This window comes from Streptomyces sp. NPDC028305, assembly GCF_055569495.1.
Window position 1 is genome coordinate 1,135,394 of record NZ_JBVHTN010000001.1, and the last position, 22,371, is coordinate 1,157,764.

At 70.8% G+C, this 22,371-nt stretch carries 17 protein-coding genes and 2 tRNA genes; 7 read left to right on the forward strand and 12 right to left on the reverse strand.

Annotated elements, in window-relative coordinates; translation table 11 throughout:
- Nucleotides 1–29: 29 nt before the first annotated feature.
- Nucleotides 30–2,663 (reverse strand): valine--tRNA ligase, encoded by a 2,634-nt coding sequence (locus ACZ4WQ_RS05320; protein ID WP_398369366.1) that lies wholly within the window; start codon nucleotides 2,661–2,663, stop codon nucleotides 30–32.
- Between the two features lie 121 nt (nucleotides 2,664–2,784).
- Here ACZ4WQ_RS05320 and ACZ4WQ_RS05325 point away from each other — a divergent pair, with 121 nt between their 5' ends.
- Genes ACZ4WQ_RS05325 through ACZ4WQ_RS05335 form a run of 3 tightly spaced genes read left to right on the forward strand, consistent with a single transcriptional unit; the run spans nucleotide 2,785 to nucleotide 5,665 of the window.
- The gene (locus ACZ4WQ_RS05325) at nucleotides 2,785–3,720 is read left to right on the forward strand and encodes a hypothetical protein (RefSeq protein ID WP_358845772.1); all 936 of its coding nucleotides are present in this window, start codon (nucleotides 2,785–2,787) and stop codon (nucleotides 3,718–3,720) included.
- A gap of 30 nt (nucleotides 3,721–3,750) precedes the next feature.
- Nucleotides 3,751–4,749: a hypothetical protein gene (locus ACZ4WQ_RS05330; RefSeq protein WP_398369363.1), complete on the forward strand. Its 999-nt coding sequence runs from the start codon at nucleotides 3,751–3,753 to the stop codon at nucleotides 4,747–4,749.
- Nucleotides 4,750–4,801: 52 nt separating this feature from the next.
- Nucleotides 4,802–5,665 (forward strand): hypothetical protein, encoded by an 864-nt coding sequence (locus ACZ4WQ_RS05335; protein ID WP_398369361.1) that lies wholly within the window; start codon nucleotides 4,802–4,804, stop codon nucleotides 5,663–5,665.
- 97 nt (nucleotides 5,666–5,762) lie between these two features.
- Here ACZ4WQ_RS05335 and clpX read toward each other — a convergent pair whose 3' ends face one another.
- The 5 genes from clpX to ACZ4WQ_RS05360 all read right to left on the reverse strand — a co-directional run bounded on the left by clpX (nucleotide 5,763) and on the right by ACZ4WQ_RS05360 (nucleotide 10,601).
- On the reverse strand, nucleotides 5,763–7,049 hold the full coding sequence (clpX, locus tag ACZ4WQ_RS05340) for an ATP-dependent Clp protease ATP-binding subunit ClpX (RefSeq protein ID WP_398369359.1): 1,287 nt from the start codon (nucleotides 7,047–7,049) through the stop codon (nucleotides 5,763–5,765).
- A 179-nt stretch (nucleotides 7,050–7,228) separates the two neighbouring features.
- Nucleotides 7,229–7,900: an ATP-dependent Clp protease proteolytic subunit gene (locus ACZ4WQ_RS05345; RefSeq protein WP_311722435.1), complete on the reverse strand. Its 672-nt coding sequence runs from the start codon at nucleotides 7,898–7,900 to the stop codon at nucleotides 7,229–7,231.
- A gap of 52 nt (nucleotides 7,901–7,952) precedes the next feature.
- Entirely contained in the window at nucleotides 7,953–8,567 is a 615-nt protein-coding gene (locus ACZ4WQ_RS05350) for an ATP-dependent Clp protease proteolytic subunit (RefSeq protein WP_089506800.1), read from the reverse strand.
- A gap of 353 nt (nucleotides 8,568–8,920) precedes the next feature.
- On the reverse strand, nucleotides 8,921–10,360 hold the full coding sequence (gene tig, locus ACZ4WQ_RS05355) for a trigger factor (protein WP_398369356.1): 1,440 nt from the start codon (nucleotides 10,358–10,360) through the stop codon (nucleotides 8,921–8,923).
- 164 nt (nucleotides 10,361–10,524) lie between these two features.
- Nucleotides 10,525–10,601 (reverse strand) — tRNA-Pro (locus tag ACZ4WQ_RS05360).
- 173 nt (nucleotides 10,602–10,774) lie between these two features.
- Between ACZ4WQ_RS05360 and ACZ4WQ_RS05365 the strand changes: the two genes are divergently transcribed.
- A tRNA-Gly gene (locus tag ACZ4WQ_RS05365) sits at nucleotides 10,775–10,848 on the forward strand.
- 125 nt (nucleotides 10,849–10,973) lie between these two features.
- Here the strand turns inward: ACZ4WQ_RS05365 and ACZ4WQ_RS05370 are convergent.
- Nucleotides 10,974–11,168 (reverse strand): hypothetical protein, encoded by a 195-nt coding sequence (locus ACZ4WQ_RS05370; RefSeq protein WP_311722433.1) that lies wholly within the window; start codon nucleotides 11,166–11,168, stop codon nucleotides 10,974–10,976.
- Nucleotides 11,169–11,778: 610 nt separating this feature from the next.
- Here ACZ4WQ_RS05370 and ACZ4WQ_RS05375 point away from each other — a divergent pair.
- Nucleotides 11,779–12,960, forward strand: coding sequence for an acyltransferase family protein (locus tag ACZ4WQ_RS05375; protein WP_311722431.1), 1,182 nt, complete (start codon nucleotides 11,779–11,781; stop codon nucleotides 12,958–12,960).
- Nucleotides 12,961–13,071: 111 nt separating this feature from the next.
- Here the strand turns inward: ACZ4WQ_RS05375 and ACZ4WQ_RS05380 are convergent, their stop codons facing one another.
- The 3 genes from ACZ4WQ_RS05380 to ACZ4WQ_RS05390 all read right to left on the reverse strand — a co-directional run bounded on the left by ACZ4WQ_RS05380 (nucleotide 13,072) and on the right by ACZ4WQ_RS05390 (nucleotide 17,997).
- Nucleotides 13,072–15,561, reverse strand: coding sequence for an ABC transporter permease (locus tag ACZ4WQ_RS05380; RefSeq protein ID WP_385341885.1), 2,490 nt, complete (start codon nucleotides 15,559–15,561; stop codon nucleotides 13,072–13,074).
- On the reverse strand, nucleotides 15,558–16,487 hold the full coding sequence (locus ACZ4WQ_RS05385; protein WP_398369353.1) for an ABC transporter ATP-binding protein: 930 nt from the start codon (nucleotides 16,485–16,487) through the stop codon (nucleotides 15,558–15,560). Before ACZ4WQ_RS05385 ends, ACZ4WQ_RS05380 begins: the two co-directional genes overlap by 4 nt.
- Nucleotides 16,488–16,854: 367 nt before the next feature.
- Nucleotides 16,855–17,997, reverse strand: a complete 1,143-nt coding sequence (locus ACZ4WQ_RS05390) for a PP2C family protein-serine/threonine phosphatase (RefSeq protein ID WP_311722428.1) — start codon at nucleotides 17,995–17,997, stop codon at nucleotides 16,855–16,857.
- Between the two features lie 128 nt (nucleotides 17,998–18,125).
- Between ACZ4WQ_RS05390 and ACZ4WQ_RS05395 the strand changes: the two genes are divergently transcribed.
- On the forward strand, nucleotides 18,126–19,355 hold the full coding sequence (locus tag ACZ4WQ_RS05395; protein ID WP_398369350.1) for a GNAT family N-acetyltransferase: 1,230 nt from the start codon (nucleotides 18,126–18,128) through the stop codon (nucleotides 19,353–19,355).
- A gap of 5 nt (nucleotides 19,356–19,360) precedes the next feature.
- Here ACZ4WQ_RS05395 and ACZ4WQ_RS05400 read toward each other — a convergent pair whose 3' ends face one another.
- On the reverse strand, nucleotides 19,361–20,170 hold the full coding sequence (locus ACZ4WQ_RS05400) for an Fpg/Nei family DNA glycosylase (RefSeq protein ID WP_358845765.1): 810 nt from the start codon (nucleotides 20,168–20,170) through the stop codon (nucleotides 19,361–19,363).
- A gap of 7 nt (nucleotides 20,171–20,177) precedes the next feature.
- Complete coding sequence (locus ACZ4WQ_RS05405) at nucleotides 20,178–20,666, reverse strand: ribose-5-phosphate isomerase (RefSeq protein WP_385341877.1); 489 nt, start codon at nucleotides 20,664–20,666, stop codon at nucleotides 20,178–20,180.
- A 179-nt stretch (nucleotides 20,667–20,845) separates the two neighbouring features.
- On the opposite strand from ACZ4WQ_RS05405, the gene ACZ4WQ_RS05410 reads away from it, so the two are divergent.
- On the forward strand, nucleotides 20,846–22,336 hold the full coding sequence (locus ACZ4WQ_RS05410) for an amino acid permease (RefSeq protein ID WP_311722424.1): 1,491 nt from the start codon (nucleotides 20,846–20,848) through the stop codon (nucleotides 22,334–22,336).
- Nucleotides 22,337–22,371 lie beyond the last annotated feature (35 nt).

The following is a 22,371-nucleotide window of genomic DNA, read 5'->3' on the forward strand; positions in this document are numbered from 1 at the left end:
GCGGGGGCGCTTCGGCACCGGCTGGGTGGTCAGCCCTGGGGCAGGGCCGCCAACTGGGCGGTGATCCGGGCGATGTCGGCCTCGGCGGTCGACTGCCGGCCCCGGATCTTCTCCACGACGTGGTCGGGTGCCTTGGCCAGGAAGGCCTCGTTGTTCAGCTTCGCCGTGGTCTGGGCCTTGTCCTTCTCGGCCGCGGCGAGGTCCTTGGCGAGCCGCTTGCGCTCGGCCTCGACGTCGATCGCGCCGGACAGGTCAAGGGCCACGGTCGCGCCCGCGACCGGCAGCGAGGCGGTGGCGGTGAAGTCCTCACCGGCCGGCTGGAGCCTCAGCAGCGCGCGCATGGCGTCCTCGTGGACCGCCAGCGGGGTGCCGGACAGGTCGAGGCGCGCCGGGACCTTCTGGCCGGGCTGGAGGCCCTGGTCGGCACGGAACCTGCGGACCTCGGTGACCACCTGCTGGAGGGTGGTGATCTCCTGCTCGGCGGCGGCGTCGCGGAAGCCGCTGTCCCGCGGCCAGTCGGCGATGACCACGGACTCCCGGCCGGTGAGCGCGGTCCACAGCTTCTCGGTGACGAACGGGACGACCGGGTGCAGCAGCCGCAGCATCACGTCCAGGACCTCGCCGAGCACCCGCCGGGAGGCGTCGGCCGCCTCGCCGCCCTGCGCGAAGGTGGTCTTGGACAGCTCGACGTACCAGTCGAAGACCTCGTCCCACGCGAAGTGGTAGAGGGAGTCCGACAACTTGGCGAACTGGTAGTCCTCGTAGTACGCGTCGACCTCGGCGACCACCGTGTTCAGCCGGGACAGGATCCAGCGGTCGGCCGCGGACAGCCGCTCGGGGGCGGGCAGTTCGCCCTCGACCGTCGCGCCGTTCATCAGCGCGAAGCGCGTGGCGTTCCAGATCTTGTTGGCGAAGTTGCGGGACGCCTGGACCCAGTCCTCGCCGATCGGCACGTCCACGCCGGGGTTGGCGCCCCGGGCGAGGGTGAAGCGGACCGCGTCCGAGCCGTACTGGTCCATCCAGTCCAGGGGGTTGACCGCGTTCCCGAAGGACTTGGACATCTTCTTGCCGAGCTGGTCGCGCACCATGCCGTGCAGGGCGATGGTGTGGAACGGCGGGGTGCCGTCCATCGCGTACAGGCCGAACATCATCATCCGGGCGACCCAGAAGAACAGGATGTCGTAGCCGGTGACCAGGACGGAGTTCGGATAGAACTTCCGCAGGCTGCCGGTGTCCTCCGGCCAGCCGAGCGTGGAGAACGGCCACAGGCCCGAGGAGAACCAGGTGTCCAGGACGTCGCTGTCCTGGTGCCAGCCCTCGCCGGACGGCGGCTGCTCGTCCGGTCCGACGCACACGACCTCGCCGTTCGGCCCGTACCAGACCGGGATCCGGTGGCCCCACCACAGCTGGCGCGAGATGCACCAGTCGTGGAGGTTGTCGACCCAGTCGAAGTAGCGCTTGGCCATGTCCTCCGGGTGGATCTTCACCCGGCCGTCGCGGACCGCGTCACCCGCGGCCTTGGCCAGCGGGCCGACCTTGACCCACCACTGCATGGACAGCCGCGGCTCGATGGTTGTCTTGCAGCGCGAGCAGTGGCCGACGGAGTGGACGTACGGCCGCTTCTCGGCCACGATCCGGCCGTCGGCACGCAGCGCGCCGACGATGGTGCTGCGCGCCTCCAGCCGGTCCAGGCCCTGGAAGGGGCCGTGGGCGGTGATGACCGCGTGCTCGTCCATGACGGTCAGGCTCGGCAGCCCGTGACGCTGGCCGATCTCGAAGTCGTTCGGGTCGTGGGCCGGGGTCACCTTGACCGCGCCGGTGCCGAACTCCGGGTCGACGTGCTCGTCGGCGACGACCGGGATGCGGCGGCCGGTGAGCGGCAGCTCGATCTCGGTGCCGATCAGGTGGCGGTAGCGCTCGTCGTCGGGGTGGACGGCGACCGCGGTGTCACCGAGCATCGTCTCGGCGCGGGTCGTGGCCACGACGATCGAGGCGTCGCCCTCCCCGTAACGGATCGAGACCAGCTCGCCGTCGTCGTCCTGGTACTCCACCTCGATGTCGGAGATGGCCGTCAGACAGCGCGGGCACCAGTTGATGATCCGCTCGGCGCGGTAGATCAGCTCGTCGTCGTAGAGCTTCTTGAAGATGGTCTGGACGGCTTTGGACAGCCCCTCGTCCATGGTGAAGCGCTCTCGGTTCCAGGCGACGCCGTCGCCCAGGCGCCTCATCTGGCCGGAGATCTGCCCACCGGACTCGGCCTTCCACTGCCACACCCGCTCGACGAACGCCTCGCGGCCCAGGTCATGGCGGGAGACGCCCTCCTTGGCCAGCTCACGCTCCACCACGTTCTGTGTGGCGATGCCGGCGTGGTCCATGCCGGGCTGCCACAGCGTCTCGAAGCCCTGCATGCGCTTGCGCCGCGTGAGCGCATCGATGATGGTGTGCTCGAAGGCATGGCCGAGGTGCAGGGAGCCGGTGACGTTGGGCGGGGGGATGACGATGGTGTAGGGCTCTTTGCCGCTGTTCTCGTCCGCCTCGAAGTAACCGCGCTCTACCCAGCGCTCGTACAGCTGCCCCTCTACATCGGCCGGCGCGTACTGGGTCGGCAGTTCGGGGTGGCTGTTGGGCCCGCTGTCGGGGCGCTGCTGAGAGTTCTCGGTCACGACCGCAGTCTAAAGGGCCGCGGCACTCCGTTACGAACCCGTTGTGCCCCCGCCGCAAAGGGAGGCCAACGCGTCAGGAAGGATGTTGCGCACCTGTCATGGGCATCGAAGAGAGGGCACGATGAGCTACCACCAGCCGCCGCCGCAGCCCGGCCCCTACGGGGCGCAGCCGGGTCCGTACGGCGCCGGCCAGCCGCCCGTGCCCAATAATCCCTACACCCAGCAGCCGGGCTACGGCTATCCGCAGCAGCCGGCCGCGCCGGGCGGCTACGGCGGCCCCGGTACGTACGGCGGCTACGGCGCGCCGGGCCCCTATGGCCAGCCGAATCCGTACGCCCAGCCGCCGCAGCAGCAGACACCGCCCCCACAGCAGACGCAGGGACCCGGCTACGGCTACCCGCAGCAGCCGGCCCCACCCGCCGGCGGCCGCCGCAAGGGCAGGGCCGTGGGTATCACGGTGGCCGCGATCGTCGCCCTGGGGGCCGCGGGCGGCGGGGCCTACTTCCTGCTCGGCGGCGACGACGGGCCGTACAAGCTGACCACCCCCAAGACGGTCGCCGGCGACTATCAGCGCCAAGGGGCCGGCACCAACGAGAACGACCTGTCCGAGGCCGGCAAGAAGGACCTCCAGCAGGTGCCGGTCGTCGAGGATCCGCATCTGGTGGCGGCCGACTACCAGTCCGCGGGGAAGAACATGATGAAGTTCACCGGGGTCTGGGGCAAGGTGACCGACCCCAAGCGAGGGGCGGACCTGGCCCTGGCGGTCATCGTCAAGGCGCTTCAGGACAACGGCACGGCGCAGCCTCAGGGCAGCGCCCAGGAGTTCTCCCCCGACGGCTTCGACGGGGACGTCCTGAAGTGCCAGGGGCTGAAGTTCACCTCGGATCAGGGATCCGTGGAGGCGCCCGCGTGCGTCTGGGGCGACAAGGACACCTTGGGCATCACCGTGATGGTGGACCCGGCGGCCGCGGTCCTGGGCGGCGGCATGTCGCTGAAGGATGCCGCCGAGCTCACCGTCAAGGTGCGCGACGACGCGCGCGTCCAAATAGACAGCTAGCAACAACCGGCAACAAAGCGAAGGACAGACATGAGCTACAACCAGCCGGGCCCGTACGGCCAGCAGCCCCAGCAGCCGGGTCCCTACGGGCAGGGCGGCGCGGCCGGACAGCCCGGCTACGGCTACCCGCAGCAGCCCCCGCAGCAGGGCGGCGGCTACGGCCAGCCGAACCCGTACAGCCAGCCGCAGCAGCCCCCGCAGCCCCAGCCCGGGTACGGCTACCCGGGGCAGCAGCCCGCCGCCCCCTACGGCCAGCAGCCCCAGCAGCCGTACGGGCAGCCGGGCATGCCCGGGCCGTACCAGCCGGCGCCCCCGCCGAGCGGCGGCAACAAGAAGGGCCTGGCGATAGCCATCGGCGCGGTGGTCGTGGTGGCCGCGGTGGTCGGCGGGTTCCTGCTGTTCAACAACAACAAGGACGACGACAAGGGCGGCAAGGGCGGCGGCAAGAACGTCGTCGCCGACGACGGCAAGCGCTACAAGCTGACCACGCCCGGGACGGTCGCCGGCGAGTACACCAAGGACCCCTCCGGGAACAGCGACGGGCTCAGCGAGAGCGACAAGGCCGACTTCGAGAAGCTCGGCGTCAAGAACGCGCAGTCCGTCGGCGCCGGCTACAAGGCCGGATCGGGCGTGAGCCAGAAGGTCCTGAGCCTCAACGGTCTGTGGGGCACGATCGACAACCCCCAGGCCGTGGTGGACGGCGCCTTCGCGAAGATCTCGCAGGAGGCCCAGAAGGACTCCAGCGTCGGCAGCGGCGGCAAGGCCGAGCTCGAGGGCAGCCCGCAGCAGGTCACCCCGGCCGGTCTGGACGACGCCGTGATGAAGTGCCAGAACGTGAAGTTCACCGGCACCACCGAGGCCACCAAGAGCTTCACCATCCCGCTGTGCATGTGGGCCGACCACAGCACCGTCGGCTATGTGGTCGTCTCCGACGTGTCGGCCGCGCTCTCCGGCGGGGGCATGTCGATCGACACCGCCGCCGACATCACCGCGAAGGTCCGCAAGGACGCCCGCGTGGAGATCAAGTAGCGGCCCGCACAGCGAAGTTCACAGGCGCAGCCCGGAGGGGGATCCCCACACGATGAGCTACAACCAGCCGCCGCCGCAGCCCGGCCCTTACGGCGGGGGCCAGACGGGCCCCAACCCATACGGAGGCGGTCAGCCCAACCCGTACGGCGGGGCGCAGCAACCGACCGCGGAGCCCAATCCGTACGCACAGCAGCCGGGCTACGGCTACCCCCAGCAGCAGCCGCAGCAGGGCTACGGCTATCCCCAGCAGCCGACCGCCCCTTACGGCCAGCCCCAGGCGCCCTTCCCGGGGCCCGCGGCGCCGGCCGGGGGACGCAACAAGACCAAGATCATCGCGATCTCGGCGGCCGGTCTGGTGGTGATCGGCGCGATCGTCACCGGCGCCGTGGTGCTCAGCCAGGGCGAGGACAAGCCCAAGGCGATGAAGCTGGTCGCCCCCAAGTCGCTGGACGACGGCACGTACACCCTGGACAAGGGCACCAAGGACCTCGAGAACGAGGGCACCAGCGTGCAGGACAGCATGCCCGACGGCGCCACCTCCGTCCTCGCCCAGTACACGCGCTCCGACGACTCGAACTCGGGGCTGGCCTACTCCGGTGTGTACGGGGAGTTCAGCGACCCCGACAAGGTCCGCGACGAGATGTTCAAGGGCTTCACGGGCGGCGACGCCTCCCCGACGGTCGAGAAGAAGCGCAAGACGTTCCACCCCGAGGGCGAGAACGGGCCGAGCATAGAGTGCGAGGTCGTCAAGATGTACGACCGGATCTACGCCCCTGCCTGCGCCTGGGCCGAGAAGACGGACGCGGCCATGGTGCTGGACATCAACGCGGAGAGCACGACCGTGGACGACGCCGACATGGAGGCGTTCGCTGAGGTGACCGCGGGCATCTACAAGGACACCCGCAAACCCGCCTGAGCGGCGCGCTGACGCCGTACGACGCGAGGAGGGCCCCGGGGATTCCCCAGGGCCCTCCTCGCGTCTGTGGCGCCTTCCAGCGCCTTGCCGCGCGGCCTTACGCGCTCTTCTCGTGGCGCTCGCCCGGCTCGGTGCCGCGGGAGCGCGGCACCAGGGTCGGGTTGACGTTGGAGTGGACGACGTCCTCGGTGATGACGACGCGGGCGACGTCCTTGCGGGACGGCACCTCGTACATCGCCGACATCAGGACCTCTTCGATGATGGCGCGCAGACCGCGCGCGCCGGTGCCGCGCAGGATCGCCTGGTCGGCGATGGCCTCCAGGGCCGGGCGGTCGAAGTGCAGCTCCACGCCGTCGAGTTCGAAGAGCCGCTGGTACTGCTTCACCAGTGCGTTCCGCGGCTCGACGAGGATCTGGAGCAGCGCCTCGCGGTCCAGGTTGTGGACGGAGGTGATGACCGGGAGGCGGCCGATGAACTCCGGGATCATCCCGAACTTCACCAGGTCCTCCGGCATGACCTCCTGGAACTGGTCGCTGGCCTCGATCTCGCGCTTGGAGCGGATCGTGGCGCCGAAGCCGATGCCCTTGGCGCCGGCCCGCGACTCGATGATCTTCTCCAGACCGGCGAAGGCGCCACCCACGATGAACAGCACATTCGTGGTGTCGATCTGGATGAACTCCTGGTGCGGGTGCTTGCGGCCGCCCTGCGGGGGCACCGAGGCCGTGGTGCCCTCCAGGATCTTCAGCAGCGCCTGCTGCACGCCCTCGCCGGAGACATCACGGGTGATCGAGGGGTTCTCGCTCTTGCGGGCCACCTTGTCGATCTCGTCGATGTAGATGATGCCCGTCTCGGCCTTCTTGACGTCGTAGTCGGAGGCCTGGATCAGCTTCAGGAGGATGTTCTCCACGTCCTCGCCGACATAGCCCGCCTCGGTGAGCGCGGTGGCGTCGGCGATGGCGAAGGGGACGTTGAGCATCCGGGCGAGGGTCTGCGCCAGCAGGGTCTTGCCGGAGCCGGTCGGGCCGAGCAGCAGGATGTTGGACTTCGCCAACTCGATGCCGTCGTCGCGGTTGTGGGCGCTGTTCTCGCCGGCCTGGACCCGCTTGTAGTGGTTGTAGACGGCGACGGAAAGCGCCTTTTTCGCGGCCTCCTGGCCGACGACATAGCCCTCGAGGAACTCGTAGATCTCGCGGGGCTTGGGGAGTTCCTCCCAGCGCACCTCGGAGGTCTCGGCGAGCTCTTCCTCGATGATCTCGTTGCAGAGATCGATGCACTCATCGCAGATGTACACACCCGGGCCCGCGATGAGCTTCTTCACCTGCTTCTGGCTCTTCCCGCAGAACGAGCACTTGAGCAGGTCGCCGCCGTCACCGATGCGTGCCACGAGGTGATTCCCCTTCGCCTTGGATCCGCTTTGTTCAGCCGAATCCGGGTGCTTGCGCTGCGCTTTCTGCTTCTGTTACCGGGGGCGGACCCCAGCCCCCTATGACGGTACCTTGCTCAGGGCCCCGTTCGGGCCCCCCTTGGCGCTACTCGATACAAGGGGGGCGCCGATACCGGAGTTCAGCCCAGGCCCACCGAGGTCTTGCGGGTCGAGACGATCTGGTCGATCAGACCGTACGACAGCGATTCCTCGGCCGTGAGGATCTTGTCCCGCTCGATGTCGTCGCGGATCTTCTCGATCGGCGTCGTGGAGTGCTTGGCCAGCATTTCCTCGAGCTGCGAACGCATCCGCAGGATCTCGTTGGCCGCGATCTCCAGGTCGGAGACCTGACCGCGCCCGGTCTCGCTGTACGGCTGGTGGATCAGCACGCGGGCGTTCGGCAGCGCCATCCGCTTGCCGGGCGTGCCGGCGGAGAGCAGCACGGCCGCGGCGGAGGCCGCCTGGCCCATGCAGACCGTCTGGATGTCGGGCTTGACGAACTGCATGGTGTCGTAGATGGCGGTCAGCGCGGTGAACGAGCCGCCGGGCGAGTTGATGTAGATCGAGATGTCACGGTCCGGGTCCATCGACTCCAGGCACAGCAGCTGCGCCATGACGTCGTTGGCGGAGGCGTCGTCGATCTGCACGCCGAGGAAGATCACGCGCTCTTCGAAGAGCTTCGCGTACGGGTCGTACTCCCGGATGCCCTGGGAGGTCCGCTCGACGAAGCGCGGCACGACGTAGCGGGCCTCGGCCTGGGGGCCGTCGTGGCGGGCGTACAGGCCCCTGCCGGGGAAGTTCTGGGTGTTCACATGCACCGTCCTGGTGATGAGCAGTGGGCTGGGTCGGCTGGGAGCGGGCGGCTCACGCCCCGGTGCCACCACCGCCCGGGATGTGTGCGGCGGAGGCGATGACCTCGTCGACCAGGCCGTACGCCTTGGCTTCCTCGGCCGAGAACCAGCGGTCGCGGTCGGAGTCGCGAGTGATCTGCTCAACGGTCTGGCCGGTGTGGAAGGCGGTGAGGTCGGCCATCTTCTTCTTCGTGCGCAGCAGCTGCTCGGCGTGGATCTTGATGTCCGACGCGGAGCCCGCCAGGCCCGCGGACGGCTGGTGGATCAGGATCTCGGCGTTCGGCAGCGCGAAGCGCTTGCCGGGGGTGCCCGCGCTCAGCAGGAACTGGCCCATCGAGGCGGCGAGGCCCATGGCGATGGTGATCACGTCGTTCTTGATGTACTGCATGGTGTCGTAGATCGCCATGCCGGCCGTGATCGAGCCGCCCGGAGAGTTGATGTAGAGGTTGATGTCCTTGTCGGGCTCCGCGGCGAGCAGCAGCAGCTGCGCGGTGATCTTGTTGGCGATGTCGTCGTCGACCGGCTGGCCGAGGAAGATGATCCGCTCACCGAGCAGCCGGTTGTAGACCTGGTCGCCGAGGCCTCCGAAGGTCGGCTCGCCGGCGGCGGAAGGCATCGTATTCGTCACGTATCCACCTGCTCGTCTCTGACGGCGACTGGCCGTCTCAGCGTCTTCTTCTGGGACGCGGGGGGCGTAACCGCCGGTACGCTCCGGCGGGCTCGTGGGACTCCCCTGCCCTCGTATCTACGGACCCTAACGCGCTGGTCGGCGGGCGCCATCCCGCATCAGGAACTGTTCGCTCTGAGCGCAGGTTCCTGCCGGTCGCGGGGGTGTGCGGGGCATGGGCACGGGGTCGCGCCGCGGAAGTCCCGCGAGGTGCCTCCCAGGGGCCGTCACGGGGCCGTGGAACCACGAACGGGCCCGGACGCGCTCAGACGTTCGGGCCCGCTCGTACGGGCTTTCAGAGGGCGGCGGGGCGATCAGCCCTCGGCCTTCTCCCCACCCTTGTCGGCCTTGTCGGCCTCCTCGGCCTTCTCAGCCTCGGCGGCCGGCTCCTCGGCGGCGGCCTCGACGGTCTCGCCGGTCTCGGCTGCCTCGTCAGCCTCGTCGTCGTCCTCCAGGTCGACGGTCTCACCCTTGTCGTCGACGACCTTCGCGGCCTCGACCACGACCGCCAGGGCCTTGCCCCGGGCGACCTCGCCCACGAGCATCGGCACCTGGCCGCCCTCGACCACGGCCTGGGCGAACTGGTCCGGGCTCATGCCGGAGGACTGCGCACGGCGCATCAGGTGCTCGGTGAGCTCCTCCTGGCCGACGGACAGCTTCTCCTTGTTGACCAGCTCGTCGAGCACGAACTGGGTCCTGATGCCCTTCTCGGCCTGCTCCTTGAGCTCGGCCTCGAACTCCTCGGCCGTCTTCTCCTGCATCTCCAGGTAGGCGTCCAGGGTCAGACCCATCTGGCCGAGCTGGTGGTGCTCCAGGTTGTGCTTGCGGGTCTGGATCTCGTCCTCGAGGAGCTTCTCGGGGATCGGGACCTCGACCAGCTCCAGGAGGGCGTCGAGCACCTTCTCCTGGGCCTGGGTGGCCTGGTCGAACTTCTTCGACTGCTCCAGGCGCCGGCGGGTGTCGCCGCGCAGCTCCTCGAAGGTGTCGAACTCGCTGGCCAGCTGAGCGAAGTCGTCGTCCAGCTCGGGCAGCTCGCGGGCCTTGACCTCGGAGACCTTGACGGTGACCTCGGCCTCCTTGCCCTTGGCGGAGCCGCCCTTGAGCTCGGAGGTGAAGGTGGCGGAGCCGCCGGCCTCCAGGCCGGTGACCGCCTCGTCGATGCCCTCGAGCAGCTCGCCGGAGCCGATCGTGTAGTTGACGCCGGTGGCGACGCCGTCCTCGAGGACCTCGCCCTCCACCTTGGCCTCGAGGTCGACGACCACGATGTCGCCCTCGGCGGCGGCACGCTCGACCGCGCTGGTGGTGGCGAAGCGGTCGCGCAGCTGTTCGACGGCCTTGTCGATGTCCTCGTCCGAGACCTCGACGGAGTCGACGGTGACCTCGATGCCGGAGTAGTCCGGGATCTCGATCGCCGGGCGGATGTCCACCTCGGCGGTGAAGGCCAGCAGCTCGTTGTCCTTGAGCTCGGTGATGTCGACCTCGGGCTGGCCGAGCGGGTTCAGCTCACCCTCGTTGACCGCGTCGGTGTAGAACTTCGGGAGCGCGTCGTTGACGGCCTCCTCCAGCACCGCGCCACGGCCGAAGCGCTGGTCGATCACACGGGCCGGGATCTTGCCCTTGCGGAAGCCGGGCACCGTGACCTGCTGGTTGATCTTCTTGTACGCCGCGTCGAGGCTGGGCTTGAGCTCCTCGAAGGGCACCTCGACAGTGAGCCGAACCCGAGTCGGGTTCAGGGTCTCCACGGCGCTCTTCACGGTTCGGTCTCCTTGGGGCTGACTTCTTTGGGTTCTGCTGCGTTGCTGTGATGCGTTTCAGCGGATCGCGCCCGGTTAGAGAAAGTCACAGACGCGCAGCTTGCATAGTAACCGCACGCATGACGCGGCCCACAATGCGATCTTGCGCTTGTGGTGATCGTGAGTGGTCGGGGTGGCCGGATTCGAACCGACGACCTTCCGCTCCCAAAGCGGACGCGCTACCAAGCTGCGCCACACCCCGCCGGTGCGACACGTAGGGTACATGCCCGCGCGGGCCCCGGCTGCCGGTTTTCCGACTGGTGGGCAAGGGTGTGCGGGATACGGCGCGGACCCGCTACGATGCTTCCCGTGCCGCGGGTCGAGCGATCACGCTCGGCGGCCGCGCCCGGGACATCCGGCGGGGCGGCGGTGCAGGCGGGCGTAGCTCAATGGTAGAGCCCCAGTCTTCCAAACTGGCTACGCGGGTTCGATTCCCGTCGCCCGCTCCATGGCTCGCGGCCCGGTTCAGGGGATTTCCCCAGTGCCGGGCCGTTCGCGTTTCCCGGGACCCGCCTCGCCCTTGGGACCCGCCTTCCGGGTCCCGGCGGCTCCGCGGGCAGGATGCGCTGACGGATCAGATGTCGAAGTCGCTGATCGAGCGCGAGATCGAGTCGAGGAAGTCCTGGATGTTCGGCGCCAGGTCGGACGAGGCGAGTAGGAACCCGAAGAGCGCCGCCACAAGGGCGGGCCCTCCCTTGATCTTGCCGCTGCGGATCATCAGCACAAGGATGACCCCCACCAGCACCACCAAAGACACTGTTATGACCACGACTGATCACACACCCTCGGTTGCTCCGCATCTCTCCGGCCCCGGAAGCACACGACCTCGCACACCCCCGCGACACCATCGTGCCATCAACTGCCGCCGCACCGGAGGCGCGTGACGGAACCGCCGGTCCGTCGGTCCGCACCTCACCTACCCACCGAAGCGGTCCCGGACGAGCCGGGAGAGGGTGACGCGGCCCACAATTCGACGACCTGCCCGACGATCAGAATTGGCCTTGATCACATAGTCTGGCGAGAAATTCCAAATTACCGGCGAGGCCGTTCCGGCGGGGCAGCGCGTAACGACAAAGCGCCAATGAACCAGACATTCCGCCAGAGCCGCTTGCAGGGCATATGTCGCCATTTAAGCTGGATGAAACCCGACAGATCGGGCACACTTGGGCCGCGGCGCCGGACATGGGGATCGCTTTGTCGACTTACCCCCGAGAAGTATCTGTGCAGGCCATGTATGTGATAGGCAACAAAGAACTGAACGAGGTTTTACGCAATAGAGGTTCCGGGGCTATCGTGCCTCAGATGTTCCACACTGCCATCACTCCCCGGCGCGCAGTGTGGTCCCGGGTCCTCTCCCCCAGCTCCTGGTGGGAGGGCCTGTGACCAACTCCCTGCGCCCGCACGGTTTTCAGCGGGCCCCGCTCCCCCCGGCCCGGGAGGCGGAGCCCACTCCCCCCACACCGCACAGCGACACAGCAGGGCATCAGACGGGTCCACCGACCGCTTCGAACGGGCCCAAGCCCAAGCAGCGGGACGCGTTCTTCGACAACGCGAAGTACCTCGCGATCGTCCTGGTCGCCATGGGCCACGCGTGGGAGCCGCTCACCGACGGGAGCCGCACCGCCAGAGCGCTCTACATGACCGTCTACTCGCTCCATATGCCGGCGTTCATCCTCATCTCCGGCTATTTCTCGCGCAGCTTCGACATGCGGCCCGACCGGCTCAGGCGGCTGATCACCGGAATCGCGGTGCCGTATCTGATCTTCGAGATCGGGTACACCTTCTTCAAGCGCTGGGCGGACGACGACCCCACCTACGACTTCAGCCTGCTGGACCCCTGGTATCTGACCTGGTTCCTGATCGCGCTGTTCGTCTGGCGGATGACCACGCCGATCTGGAAGATCATCCGCTGGCCCGTCCCGCTCTCGCTGGCCATCGCGACGCTCGCCTCGGTCTCCCCCGACATCGGTGACGACCTCGATCTCCAGCGGGTGCTCCAGTTCCTGCCGTTCTTCGTGATCGGGCTGCACATGAAGCCGGAGCACTTCCAGCTGATGCGGGGGCGCCGGGCGCGGATCCTGGCCCTGCCGGTGCTGGCCTCCGCGTTCGTGTTCGCCTACTGGGCGGGCCCGCGGATGAACAAGGCGTGGTTCTACCGCCGCGACAGCGTCCAGGAGCTGGCCGCGCCGCCGTGGACCGGGCCCGTGATGACCCTCGCGATGTTCGGCTGCTCGATGGTGCTGGTCGCCTGCTTCTTCGCCTGGGTGCCGCGGCGGCGGATGTGGTTCACCGCCCTGGGCGCCGGGACTCTGTACGGCTATCTGCTGCACGGCTTCCTCGCCAAGGGCTCCCGCTTCTGGGGCTGGTACGACGACAACCCGTGGGTGAACGACCCGCTGGGTGAGATCGCGGTGACCGTGATCGCCGCGGCGGTGATCACCGCGCTCTGCACACCACCCGTGCAGCGCATGTTCCGCTTCGCGATGGAGCCGAAGATGGCCTGGGCCTTCCGCAAGGACCCGGCCGAGCAGGCCCGCAAGCGCACCACCCCGGCGGCCTGACCGCCCGACCCGAGCGCACGACGGAAGACCGCGCCGGGGCCGTGTACAACGGCCCCGGCGCGGTCTTCGCCGTTTCACCGGCCTGTTTCTCAGACCCCTGCCTCTCGCCGGTCAGTGGCCGCGGCGGAGCACCGCCCGGGCGGGCAGCGCCGTCGCCAGCAGGCCGAGGGCCAGCGCGGTGCCCGCGAAGCCCGCGTACGTCAGCGGCGGGAGGTACGGGCCCTCGCCGGTCAGGCCGCGCGTCATCGGGACGAGTGTGGCCAGCGCGATCGCCGTGCCCAGCGCGACCCCCGCGACGACCACCAGCAGCGCCTCCCAGCGCACCATCCGCAGGACCTGCCGCCGCGTCGACCCGACCAGCCGCAGCATGCCCAGCTCCCGTCGGCGGTCCAGCACGGTCATCACCAGCGTGTTGGCTGCGGCCACGGCGGCGAAGCCGCCCAGCACCGCGGCCATCACGGCGTTGGCCCACGCGTTGAGCTCGCTCTCCTCGTTCCGGGCGGCCGCGTAGCCGCCGGGTCCCGCGACCTCGCCGAGCGGGCCGAGCGCCGCCGCGACGGCCGCCGGGTCGGCGCCCTCGGCGTCCCGTACCAGCACATGGCTGTCGAAGGCCGAGGTCATATGGGAGGCCAGTGCCGCGCGGGGCAGAGTGATCCGGGCCAGGCCCAGCCCCCGCCCGTAGATCGCGACGACCTTGGGCGCGGCCGCCGTGCCGTCCGGGAGGCGCAGCCGGAGCCGGTCGCCGACCTTCACCCCCACCGCGGAGGCGACGTCGGCGTCCACGGCCGCCGTGCCGCGCCCCAGCGCCTCCAGGCTGCCCGTACGGACGTCGAGGTCCTGGACGGCTGCCAGGGCGCGGCCGGCCTCCGAGACGCCCTGCGCCGACTCGCTCGCCAGCCAGGCGCCGTCGCCAGAGCCCCTGGGCACCAGCACTCCGGTGCGCAGCACCCCGACCGCCGCCGCCACGCCCCGGACGGAGCCGGCGCGGGCCGTGGCGTCGGCGGGCAGTCCGACCGGCGCGGAGACGACGTGGTCGGCGACGATGCCCGCGCTCCGCTGCCCGGCGGTCGCGTGGTCCTCGCTGGTGTGCAGGAACACCAGCGTCGAGGCGAAGGCCATCGCGAGCACCAGCGGAGTGATCGCCGAGGCCAGGCGGCGGGCGTTGACCCAGGTGTTGGCCGCGGCCAGGACGGCGGGGGCCCGGCCCGCCCGCAGCGGCAGGCCGACCAGCCAGGCGCAGCCGCGGGCGACGAACGGGCCGAGCAGCCCGACGGCCAGCATGAACAGCATCACCATGCCGAGGGCGACGTTGGCCGCGTCGTCCCCCGAGGAGGAGGCCGCCACGCCCGTCAGCACACCGCCGCCGACCAGGGCCGCGGTGCCCAGCAGCGTACGGATCACCCCGGGGCGGAACGGCTCGGCGGCCGCCTCGCCCAGCGCCTGGCCCGGCTTGATCCGGGCCGGTCTGCGGGCGGCGGCCAGGCCCGCGAACAACGCGGCGACCAGCCCCGCGCCGACCGCGCTGACCAGCGGGATCCAGGAGACCGAGAGATCCACCCCGGCCGGGATCGCGCCCCGGTCCCGGAGCTGTCCGAACCACCAGTGCGCGAGCGCGATGCCGGGCAGCGTGCCGATCGCGCCCGCGAGCGGGGCGACCAGCAGCGCCTCCGTGGCGATGGACCGGCGGATCTGGCGCGGGGTGGCACCGACCGCGCGCAGCAGCGCGATCTCACGGCCGCGCTGGCCGACGGAGAGGGCGGCGGTCCCGGCGGTGGTGAAGATCGCGACCATGGTGGCGATCCCGCCGAAGGAACCGCCGATCCCCTCCAGCAGGTCCTTCGCCCCCGCGAGACCGGGCTCCCGGGCCGCGCCGCGCCCCTCGCCGGTGTGCACGCGTACCCCGGGCGCCGCCTTGAGGGCGCGCCCGAGGCGGTCCGCCAGGGCGGCGGGGGTCGTGCCGGGCTCCGGACGGACCAGGACGGCGTCGACGGTGGCGGGGTGGCCGGACAGGGCCCTCGCCCGGGAGTTGGTGAACCAGACGGTGGGCCCGGGGTCCGGCGCGCCGCCGTCCGTACGGGTGATGCCGGAGACCCGGAAGCGGTGGTCGCCGTCGGCGGCGGTCAGCGTGACCTGGCCGCCCACGCCGCTGCGCGCCGCACGCGCGGCCGCCGGGTCCAGGACGACCTCGCCGTCCCGCGGGGCCGCTCCGGAGCCGAGCGCGACCCCGGTGAAGGGGGCCGAGCCCCAGCCGTGGGCGGTCAGGGCGGCGTCGCCGCCCCGGACCGGGAAGGTCAGGTCGGGCGCGGCGGCCGCGGCGCCCGGGGTGCGGGCGGCCGTGGCGACGAGCGAGGCGTCGAGCCGGACCCGGTCGGGGGCGGGCTCCGACGCCTCGCGGTTCCCCACCCGCTGGTCCGGGGCGACCACGACCGGGGCGCTCGCGTAGCGCCCGGGCGGCACCGCGGCCCGCAACCCGGTCTCCAGCAGGATCCCGCAGGCCGACACGATCGCGGCGGCCAGTATCAGGGCGATGAACGTGCCCGCGAAGGCGGCGGGCTTGAAGCGGACGGCGGCGCGGGCCAGTCCGTTGCCGAGCGGTCTCATCGGGCCGTCTCTCCGGACAAGGGCGCGCCGACGGGCGTGGTCGCCGTGCTCAGTGTGGTCGCCGTGCTCGCCGTGCTCGCCGTGCTCGCCGTGCTCGCCGTACGGGGCGGCGCGCCGGCGGCCGCGCGGGCGGTGAGCCGGGCCATCCGGGCGGTGACCTCCTGGGCGTCGGCGCGGGCCATGCTGTCGGCGATCGAGCCGTCGTCGAGAAAGAGCACCTGGTCGGCGTAGCTCGCGGCCACGGGGTCGTGCGTGACCATGACGACGGTCGCGCCGAGCGCGTCCACGGCGTGCCGCAGCAGTCCGAGCACCTCGGCGGCGGTGCCGGTGTCCAGGGCACCGGTCGGCTCGTCGGCGAAGACCACGTCGGGGCTGGTGACGAGCGCGCGGGCGATGGCCACCCGCTGCTGCTGCCCGCCGGAGAGCATGCCCGGCCGGCGCCCGGCGTGCTCGTGCAGCCCCACCTGGGCGAGCACGGCCCGGGCCCGGGCCCGGTCGGGGCGCGCGCCCGCGAGCCGCATCGGGAGCACCACGTTCTGCTCCACGGTGAGGGAGGGCAGGAGGTTGAAGGACTGGAAGACGAAGCCGAGGCGGGTGCGGCGCAGCGCGGTGAGCTTGTCCTCGGTCATGCCGGTGATCTCCGTGCCGCCGAGGCGGACCGAGCCCGCGGTCGGCCGGTCGAGGCCGGCGGCGCACTGGAGGAAGGTCGACTTGCCGGAGCCGGAGGGGCCCATCACGGCGGTGAAGCTCCCCCGGGGGAGGGTGAGGTCGATGCCGCGCAGGGCGTGCACGGCGCGCGAGCCGCGGCCGTACTGCCGCCGCACGCCGCGCAGTTCGACGGCTGTGCCGCCCGCGTCGGCCGCGGCCTCCCCCCACTCGCCCCGACGCTCCTCGCGCCGCTCTTCGCGCCGCCTCCGCAGCCGCATGGTCTCCGCCCTTCCGAGGTGCTTGACGATGCCTCGAACCTACGGATGGCGGGGGTTCCGCAGCCATGACGGCTGCCGCCGTTTCCGGGGTAGGGCTAGCCCCCGGCCGGGCCCCTCGGCCCCCGCCCGGGCCTCCCGTGCCCCGGCCGGGGCGCGCCGGGGGACGTTCCCCGGGATGCCCCGGCATGCCCTGGAACGGCCTGGAAGGGCCCGGGAGGCCCCGCGAGGGTGACGCTGGGGTGACGGGAGGTCAACCGCGGGGAAAAGCCCGCACAACGCCCGTCAGCGCCCCCTGTCGTCTCCGCCGGTGCCCGGAGGCGGGGGAGGGGCCCGAGGCCGGGAAGGGGCGCGGAGGGGGAAGGCCCGCCTACTGGCGGCAGATGAGCAGCAGCGCCCGGTCGTCGTTGACGTCCTTGGCGACCGTCTCGATCAGGTGCCACGCCGCGCCGTGGAAGTTGCCCGCGACATAGCGGTCGGCCTCGCCGGTCAGCCGGTCGATGCCCTCGCTGATGTCGCGCTCCGCGGTCTCGACCAGGCCGTCGGTGAAGAGCATCAGGACGTCGCCGGCGCGCAGCGTGCCCTTGGTGGGGTCGAACTGAGCCCCGTCGTAGACGCCGAGGAGGGGGCCGTCGGCGGACTTCTCCTCCCACTTGCCCGTGCCCGCGCTCAGCTGGAGCGCGGGCAGGTGTCCGGCCGAGAAGAGCTCGAAATCGCCGCTGTCGAGATCGAGCACGAGATGGATCGAGGTCGCGAAGCCCTCGTCCCAGTCCTGGCGGAGCAGATAGCCGTTGGCGGCGGGGAGGAAGCCGTGGGGCGGCAGGGAGCCGAGGAGGCCGCCGAAGGCGCCGGAGAGCAGGAGGGCACGGGAGGCCGCGTCCATGCCCTTGCCGGAGACGTCGGTGAGGACGACTTCGAGGGTGCGGCCACCGTTCGTACGGGCCGCGACCACGAAGTCGCCGGAGAAGGACTGCCCGCCGGCCGGGCGCAGCGCCATCTCGCGGTGCCAGCCGCTGGGCAGGCTGGGCAGCTTGCTCTGGACGCGGATGCGTTCGCGCAGGTCGAAGAGCATGGTGCCGCCGCGCCGCCAGGGCACCCCGACCCGGCTGCGGAACTGGGCGATGAGCAGGCCGAAGAAGCCGACGGCCGCGACGACCAGGATGGTGCCGGGGGTGACCCGGGCAGAGGTGTCCTCCTCGGTGTAGGGACCGAGGACGGCGGATTCGACGATGAGGGCGGTGGCCGCCGCCCCATAGAGGGCGAGCAGGCTGGCGGGGCGCAGTACGAGGCCGCCCGCGACGATGGGCAGGACGAGGGCGGCGGGGGCGCACCAGTCGGGCTGGGCGATGGTGCCGAAGGCGATGGTGGGGACGGCGAGCAGCAGCAGGGTGAGGGCGAGCCGGTCCGAGCCGCCGCCGCGGAAGTAGTCGACTCCGGCTTTGCGCACGCCAGTGCGAGCCCGGTGCAGTGCTTTGCGCATCCGGGCTGTTGGAGTGTCTACGCCGCCAGTCATTGCATCGGGACCCTACCCACCCGTTCGGACGCGCGTCGATTCGTGGCGCGTCGAACCACCCACCGGAGTGGGCAATCGTAAGCGAAATTCGTTCGCCTGTGCCGGAATCCGCTGCTAGGGATGGGAATATGACGATGGAGCTGCGTGTGCTCGACCCATCCCACTGGGACGAGTGGTACGGAACGTTGATACTCGCCTTCGGCGGGGTCCAGCCGTCCGCGGAGGAGCGCGTCCTGGACCGCGACTTGACCGAATGTGACCGCTCGATCGGGGTGTGGGACGGGGACGCGATCGTCGGGACGGCGGGGCTGTTCAGCTTCCGCTTGTCGGTGCCGGGCGGCGCCGTGGTGCCGGCGGCCGGGCTCACCTTGGTCGGCGTGCAGCCGACGCACCGCAGGCGCGGGGTGCTGCGCACCATGATGCGCCGCCAGTTGGACGACGTCCGCGCCGCCGGCGAGCCGCTGGCGGTCCTGACCGCCTCGGAGCCGGAGATCTACGGCCGGTTCGGCTTCGGCATGGCCGCCCAGAGCGCGTCCGCCGAGATCGACACCGCGCGGGTGGGCCTGAGCGTCCCGGAGGGGGCCGACGAAGTGGCTCTGCGCGCCGTGGCGCCCGAGGCCGGGCTGGAGGCCTGTGAGGCGGTCTACGCCCGGCGGGTGGCCGCCCGGCCGGGGATGCTGGAGCGGCGCCCCGGCTGGGAGCGGCAGCCGCTGCTCGACCCGCCGGACGAGCGCGAGGGCGCCTCGCCGCTGCGCTGTGTGCTGGCCGAGCGGGACGGCGCGGTGACCGGCTATGTGCGCTTCGCGGTCAGGCCGGACTGGGATCTGGCCGGGTCGAAGGGGGTGGTGATCGTGCGCGATCTGGAGGCCCTGGACCCGGCGTCCTATGGCGCGCTGTGGCGCTTTCTCTTCGATCTCGACCTCACCTGCACGATCCGGACCGGTAGCCGACCGGTAGACGATCCGTGGCAGTACCTGGTCTCCGACATCCGGAGGTGCAAGGTCCGGCTGCGCGACGCGCTGTACGTACGCCCGGTCGACGTGGGCGCGGCGCTCGCGGCGCGGGCCTACGCCCTGCCGGTGGACCTGGTCCTGGAGGTCACCGACCCCTTCTGCCCGTGGAACGAGGGGCGCTGGCGGCTGGCCGGCGACGCCAAGGGCGGGAGCTGTGAGCGGACGACCGACGCGCCAGGGCTGCGGCTGGGCGCACGGGAGTTGGGCGCGGCATATCTTGGCGGGATTTCGCTGTCCGCGCTGGCGGGCGCCGGGCGCGTCCAGGAGCTGCGCCAGGGGGCGCTGGCCGAGGCGTCGGCCGCCTTCCTCAGCGACCCGGCGCCCTGGCTGCCACACAGCTTCTGAGGGTCCTAATCGCGCTGGCAGTTCGGGCACCAGAAGAGGTTGCGGGCGGCGAGGTCCGCGGTGCGGATCTCGCCGCCGCAGACATGGCAGGGCCGCCGGTCCCGGCGGTAGACGTAAACCTCGCCACCGTGGTCGTCGACGCGCGGCGGGCGGCCCATCGCCTCGGGGGTGTGCTCGGGGCGGACCGTGTCGATCCGGTTGTTCCGCACGCCCTCGCGCATGAGCGCCACGAGGTCCGCCCAGATCGCCTCCCACTCGGCGCGGGTCAGATCGCGGCCCGCGCGGTACGGGTCGATGCCGTGCCGGAAGAGGACCTCGGCGCGGTAGACGTTGCCGACCCCCGCGACCACCTTCTGGTCGAGCAGCAGCGCGGCGACGCTGGTGCGGCTGCGGGAGATCCGGGCCCAGGCGCGGTCCGCGTCGTCCGCGGGGCGCAGCGGGTCCGGGCCGAGCCGGTCGTGCACCGCCTGCTTCTCGCCCTCGCTGATCAGCGAGCAGGCGGTCGGCCCGCGCAGGTCCGCGTAGGCCGCCTGGCCGGCCAGCCGCAGCCGTACGGTCTCGGTGGGCGGCGGGGCGGGCGCCGGGCCGAGGCTGTACTTCCCGAACAGGCCGAGGTGGACATGGACCCAGCCGGTGGCCGCGAAGCTCAGGAAGAGGTGCTTGCCGTGGGCCTCGGCGTGTTCGAGCACCTGCCCGTCGATCAGCGCGGCGCCGTCCGCGAACTTGCCCTGCGGGCTGGCCGCGCGTACGGCGCGGCCGCCGAACAGCTCGCTGTGGTCGGCGGCCAGCCGGTGGATGGTGTGCCCTTCGGGCATCAGGCCATCAGTCCTGCTGCGGGTGGTGGGCGGGGATGGGCGGCAGGGCGCCGGTGGTCTCGTAGGACGAGAGCATCTCGATGCGCCGGGTGTGACGCTCCTCACCCGAGTACGGGGTGTTCAGGAAGATCTCGACGAACTTGGTCGCTTCTTCCTGCGTGTGCATCCGGGCGCCGACGCTGATCACATTGGCGTTGTTGTGCTCACGGCCGAGCTCGGCGGTCTGCTCGCTCCAGGCCAGCGCGGCGCGCACGCCCTTGACCTTGTTGGCGGCGATCTGCTCGCCGTTGCCGGAGCCGCCGATCACGATGCCGAGGCTGTCCGGGTCGGCCGCGGTCCGCTCGGCGGCCCGCAGGCAGAACGGCGGGTAGTCGTCCTGGGCGTCGTAGATGTGGGGACCGCAGTCGACGGGCTCATGGCCGACCGCCCGGAGCCACTCCACTAGGTGGTTCTTGAGTTCAAAACCGGCATGGTCGGAGCCGAGGTACACGCGCATGCCCCGAGTGTGACACGGCCGTGTGGTCGCCACCGCCCGGGGTACGAGTTGCGGAAGCCCTCAGTAGCACTGAGGAAACACAGAGAAACCCCAGGTAACAATCTAGAATCAAAGGTTCAGTCGATCATGCACCTGGGTTTCACTGGCGACGCTCGTCACCCAAGAGCAAAGGACCGAGCATGAGCGCACAACCTGCGACCAACACGGCCGAGGCGAAGTCCGGTTCCCCCGACCCCGGAACCCCGCCCGACGGTCTCAAAGCGGGCCTCAAGAACCGCCATCTGTCGATGATCGCGATCGGCGGGGTGATCGGCGCCGGGCTGTTCGTCGGATCCGGAGCCGGCATCGCCAAGGCCGGGCCCGGCATCCTCATCTCCTACGCGCTGGTCGGCCTGATGGTCGTCCTGGTGATGCGGATGCTCGGCGAGATGGCCGCCGCCAACCCGACCTCGGGTTCCTTCTCCGCCTACGCCGACCGGGCGCTCGGCCGCTGGGCCGGGTTCTCGATCGGCTGGCTCTACTGGTTCTTCTGGGTGGTGGTGCTGGCGGTCGAGGCGACCGCGGGCGCCACGATCCTCGAGGGCTGGGTGCCGGCGGTGCCGCAGTGGGCCTGGGCGCTGATCGTGATGGTGGTGCTCACCGCGGCCAACCTGGTCTCGGTCTCCTCCTACGGCGAGTTCGAGTTCTGGTTCGCCGGGATCAAGGTCGTCGCGATCGCCGCGTTCATCGTGGTGGGCGGCCTGGCCGCCTTCGGGGCGCTGCCCGGCTCGGACAACGAGGGGGCCGGCTTCGGGCACCTCACCGACCACGGCGGATTCCTGCCGCACGGCGCGGGCGCGATCCTGACCGGCGTGCTGCTGGTCGTCTTCTCCTTCATGGGCAGCGAGATCGTCACCCTCGCCGCCGGTGAGTCCGAGGACCCGCAGCGGGCGGTGACCAAGGCGACCAACAGCGTCATCTGGCGTATCGCGGTCTTCTACCTGGGCTCGATCTTCGTCGTGGTGACCCTGCTGCCGTGGAACGACCCGGGGATCGCGGACAAGACCAAGGGCAGCTACGTATCCGCGCTGGACTCGATCGGCATCCCGCACGCGGGCCAGGTCATGAATGTGATCGTGCTGACCGCCGTGCTGTCCTGCCTGAACTCCGGCCTCTACACCGCCTCCCGGATGGCCTTCTCGCTCGGGCAGCGCGGGGACGCGCCGGCCGCCTTCGCGCGCACCACCTCGCGCGGGGTGCCGCAGACCGCGATCCTCGGGTCGGTCGTCTTCGGCTTTGTCGCGGTCTGGTTCAACTACCAGTGGCCGACCACGGTCTTCCAGTTCCTGCTGAACTCCTCGGGCGCGGTCGCCCTGTTCGTCTGGCTGGTGATCTGCTTCACGCAGTTGAGGATGCGCGGGATCGTCCAGCGCGAGTCCCCGGAGAAGCTGACCGTCCGGATGTGGCTGTTCCCCTATCTGACCTGGGCGACGATCGCGATGATCTCGTTTGTGCTGGTCTACATGCTGACCGACAAGGACGGGCGCGACCAGGTGCTGTTCTCCACGCTGGTGGCCGTGCTCGTCGTGGCGTTCGCGCTGGTCCGCGACCGGCTCCCGGCGGCCCGGCGCGCGGCCGTCGAGGGCTCCGACGGCGCCGGCGGCAAGCCCACGGAGTCCGCGCTCCCGTAGAGCCGCTTCTCCCCCGGCATGACTCAGGCGCCGAC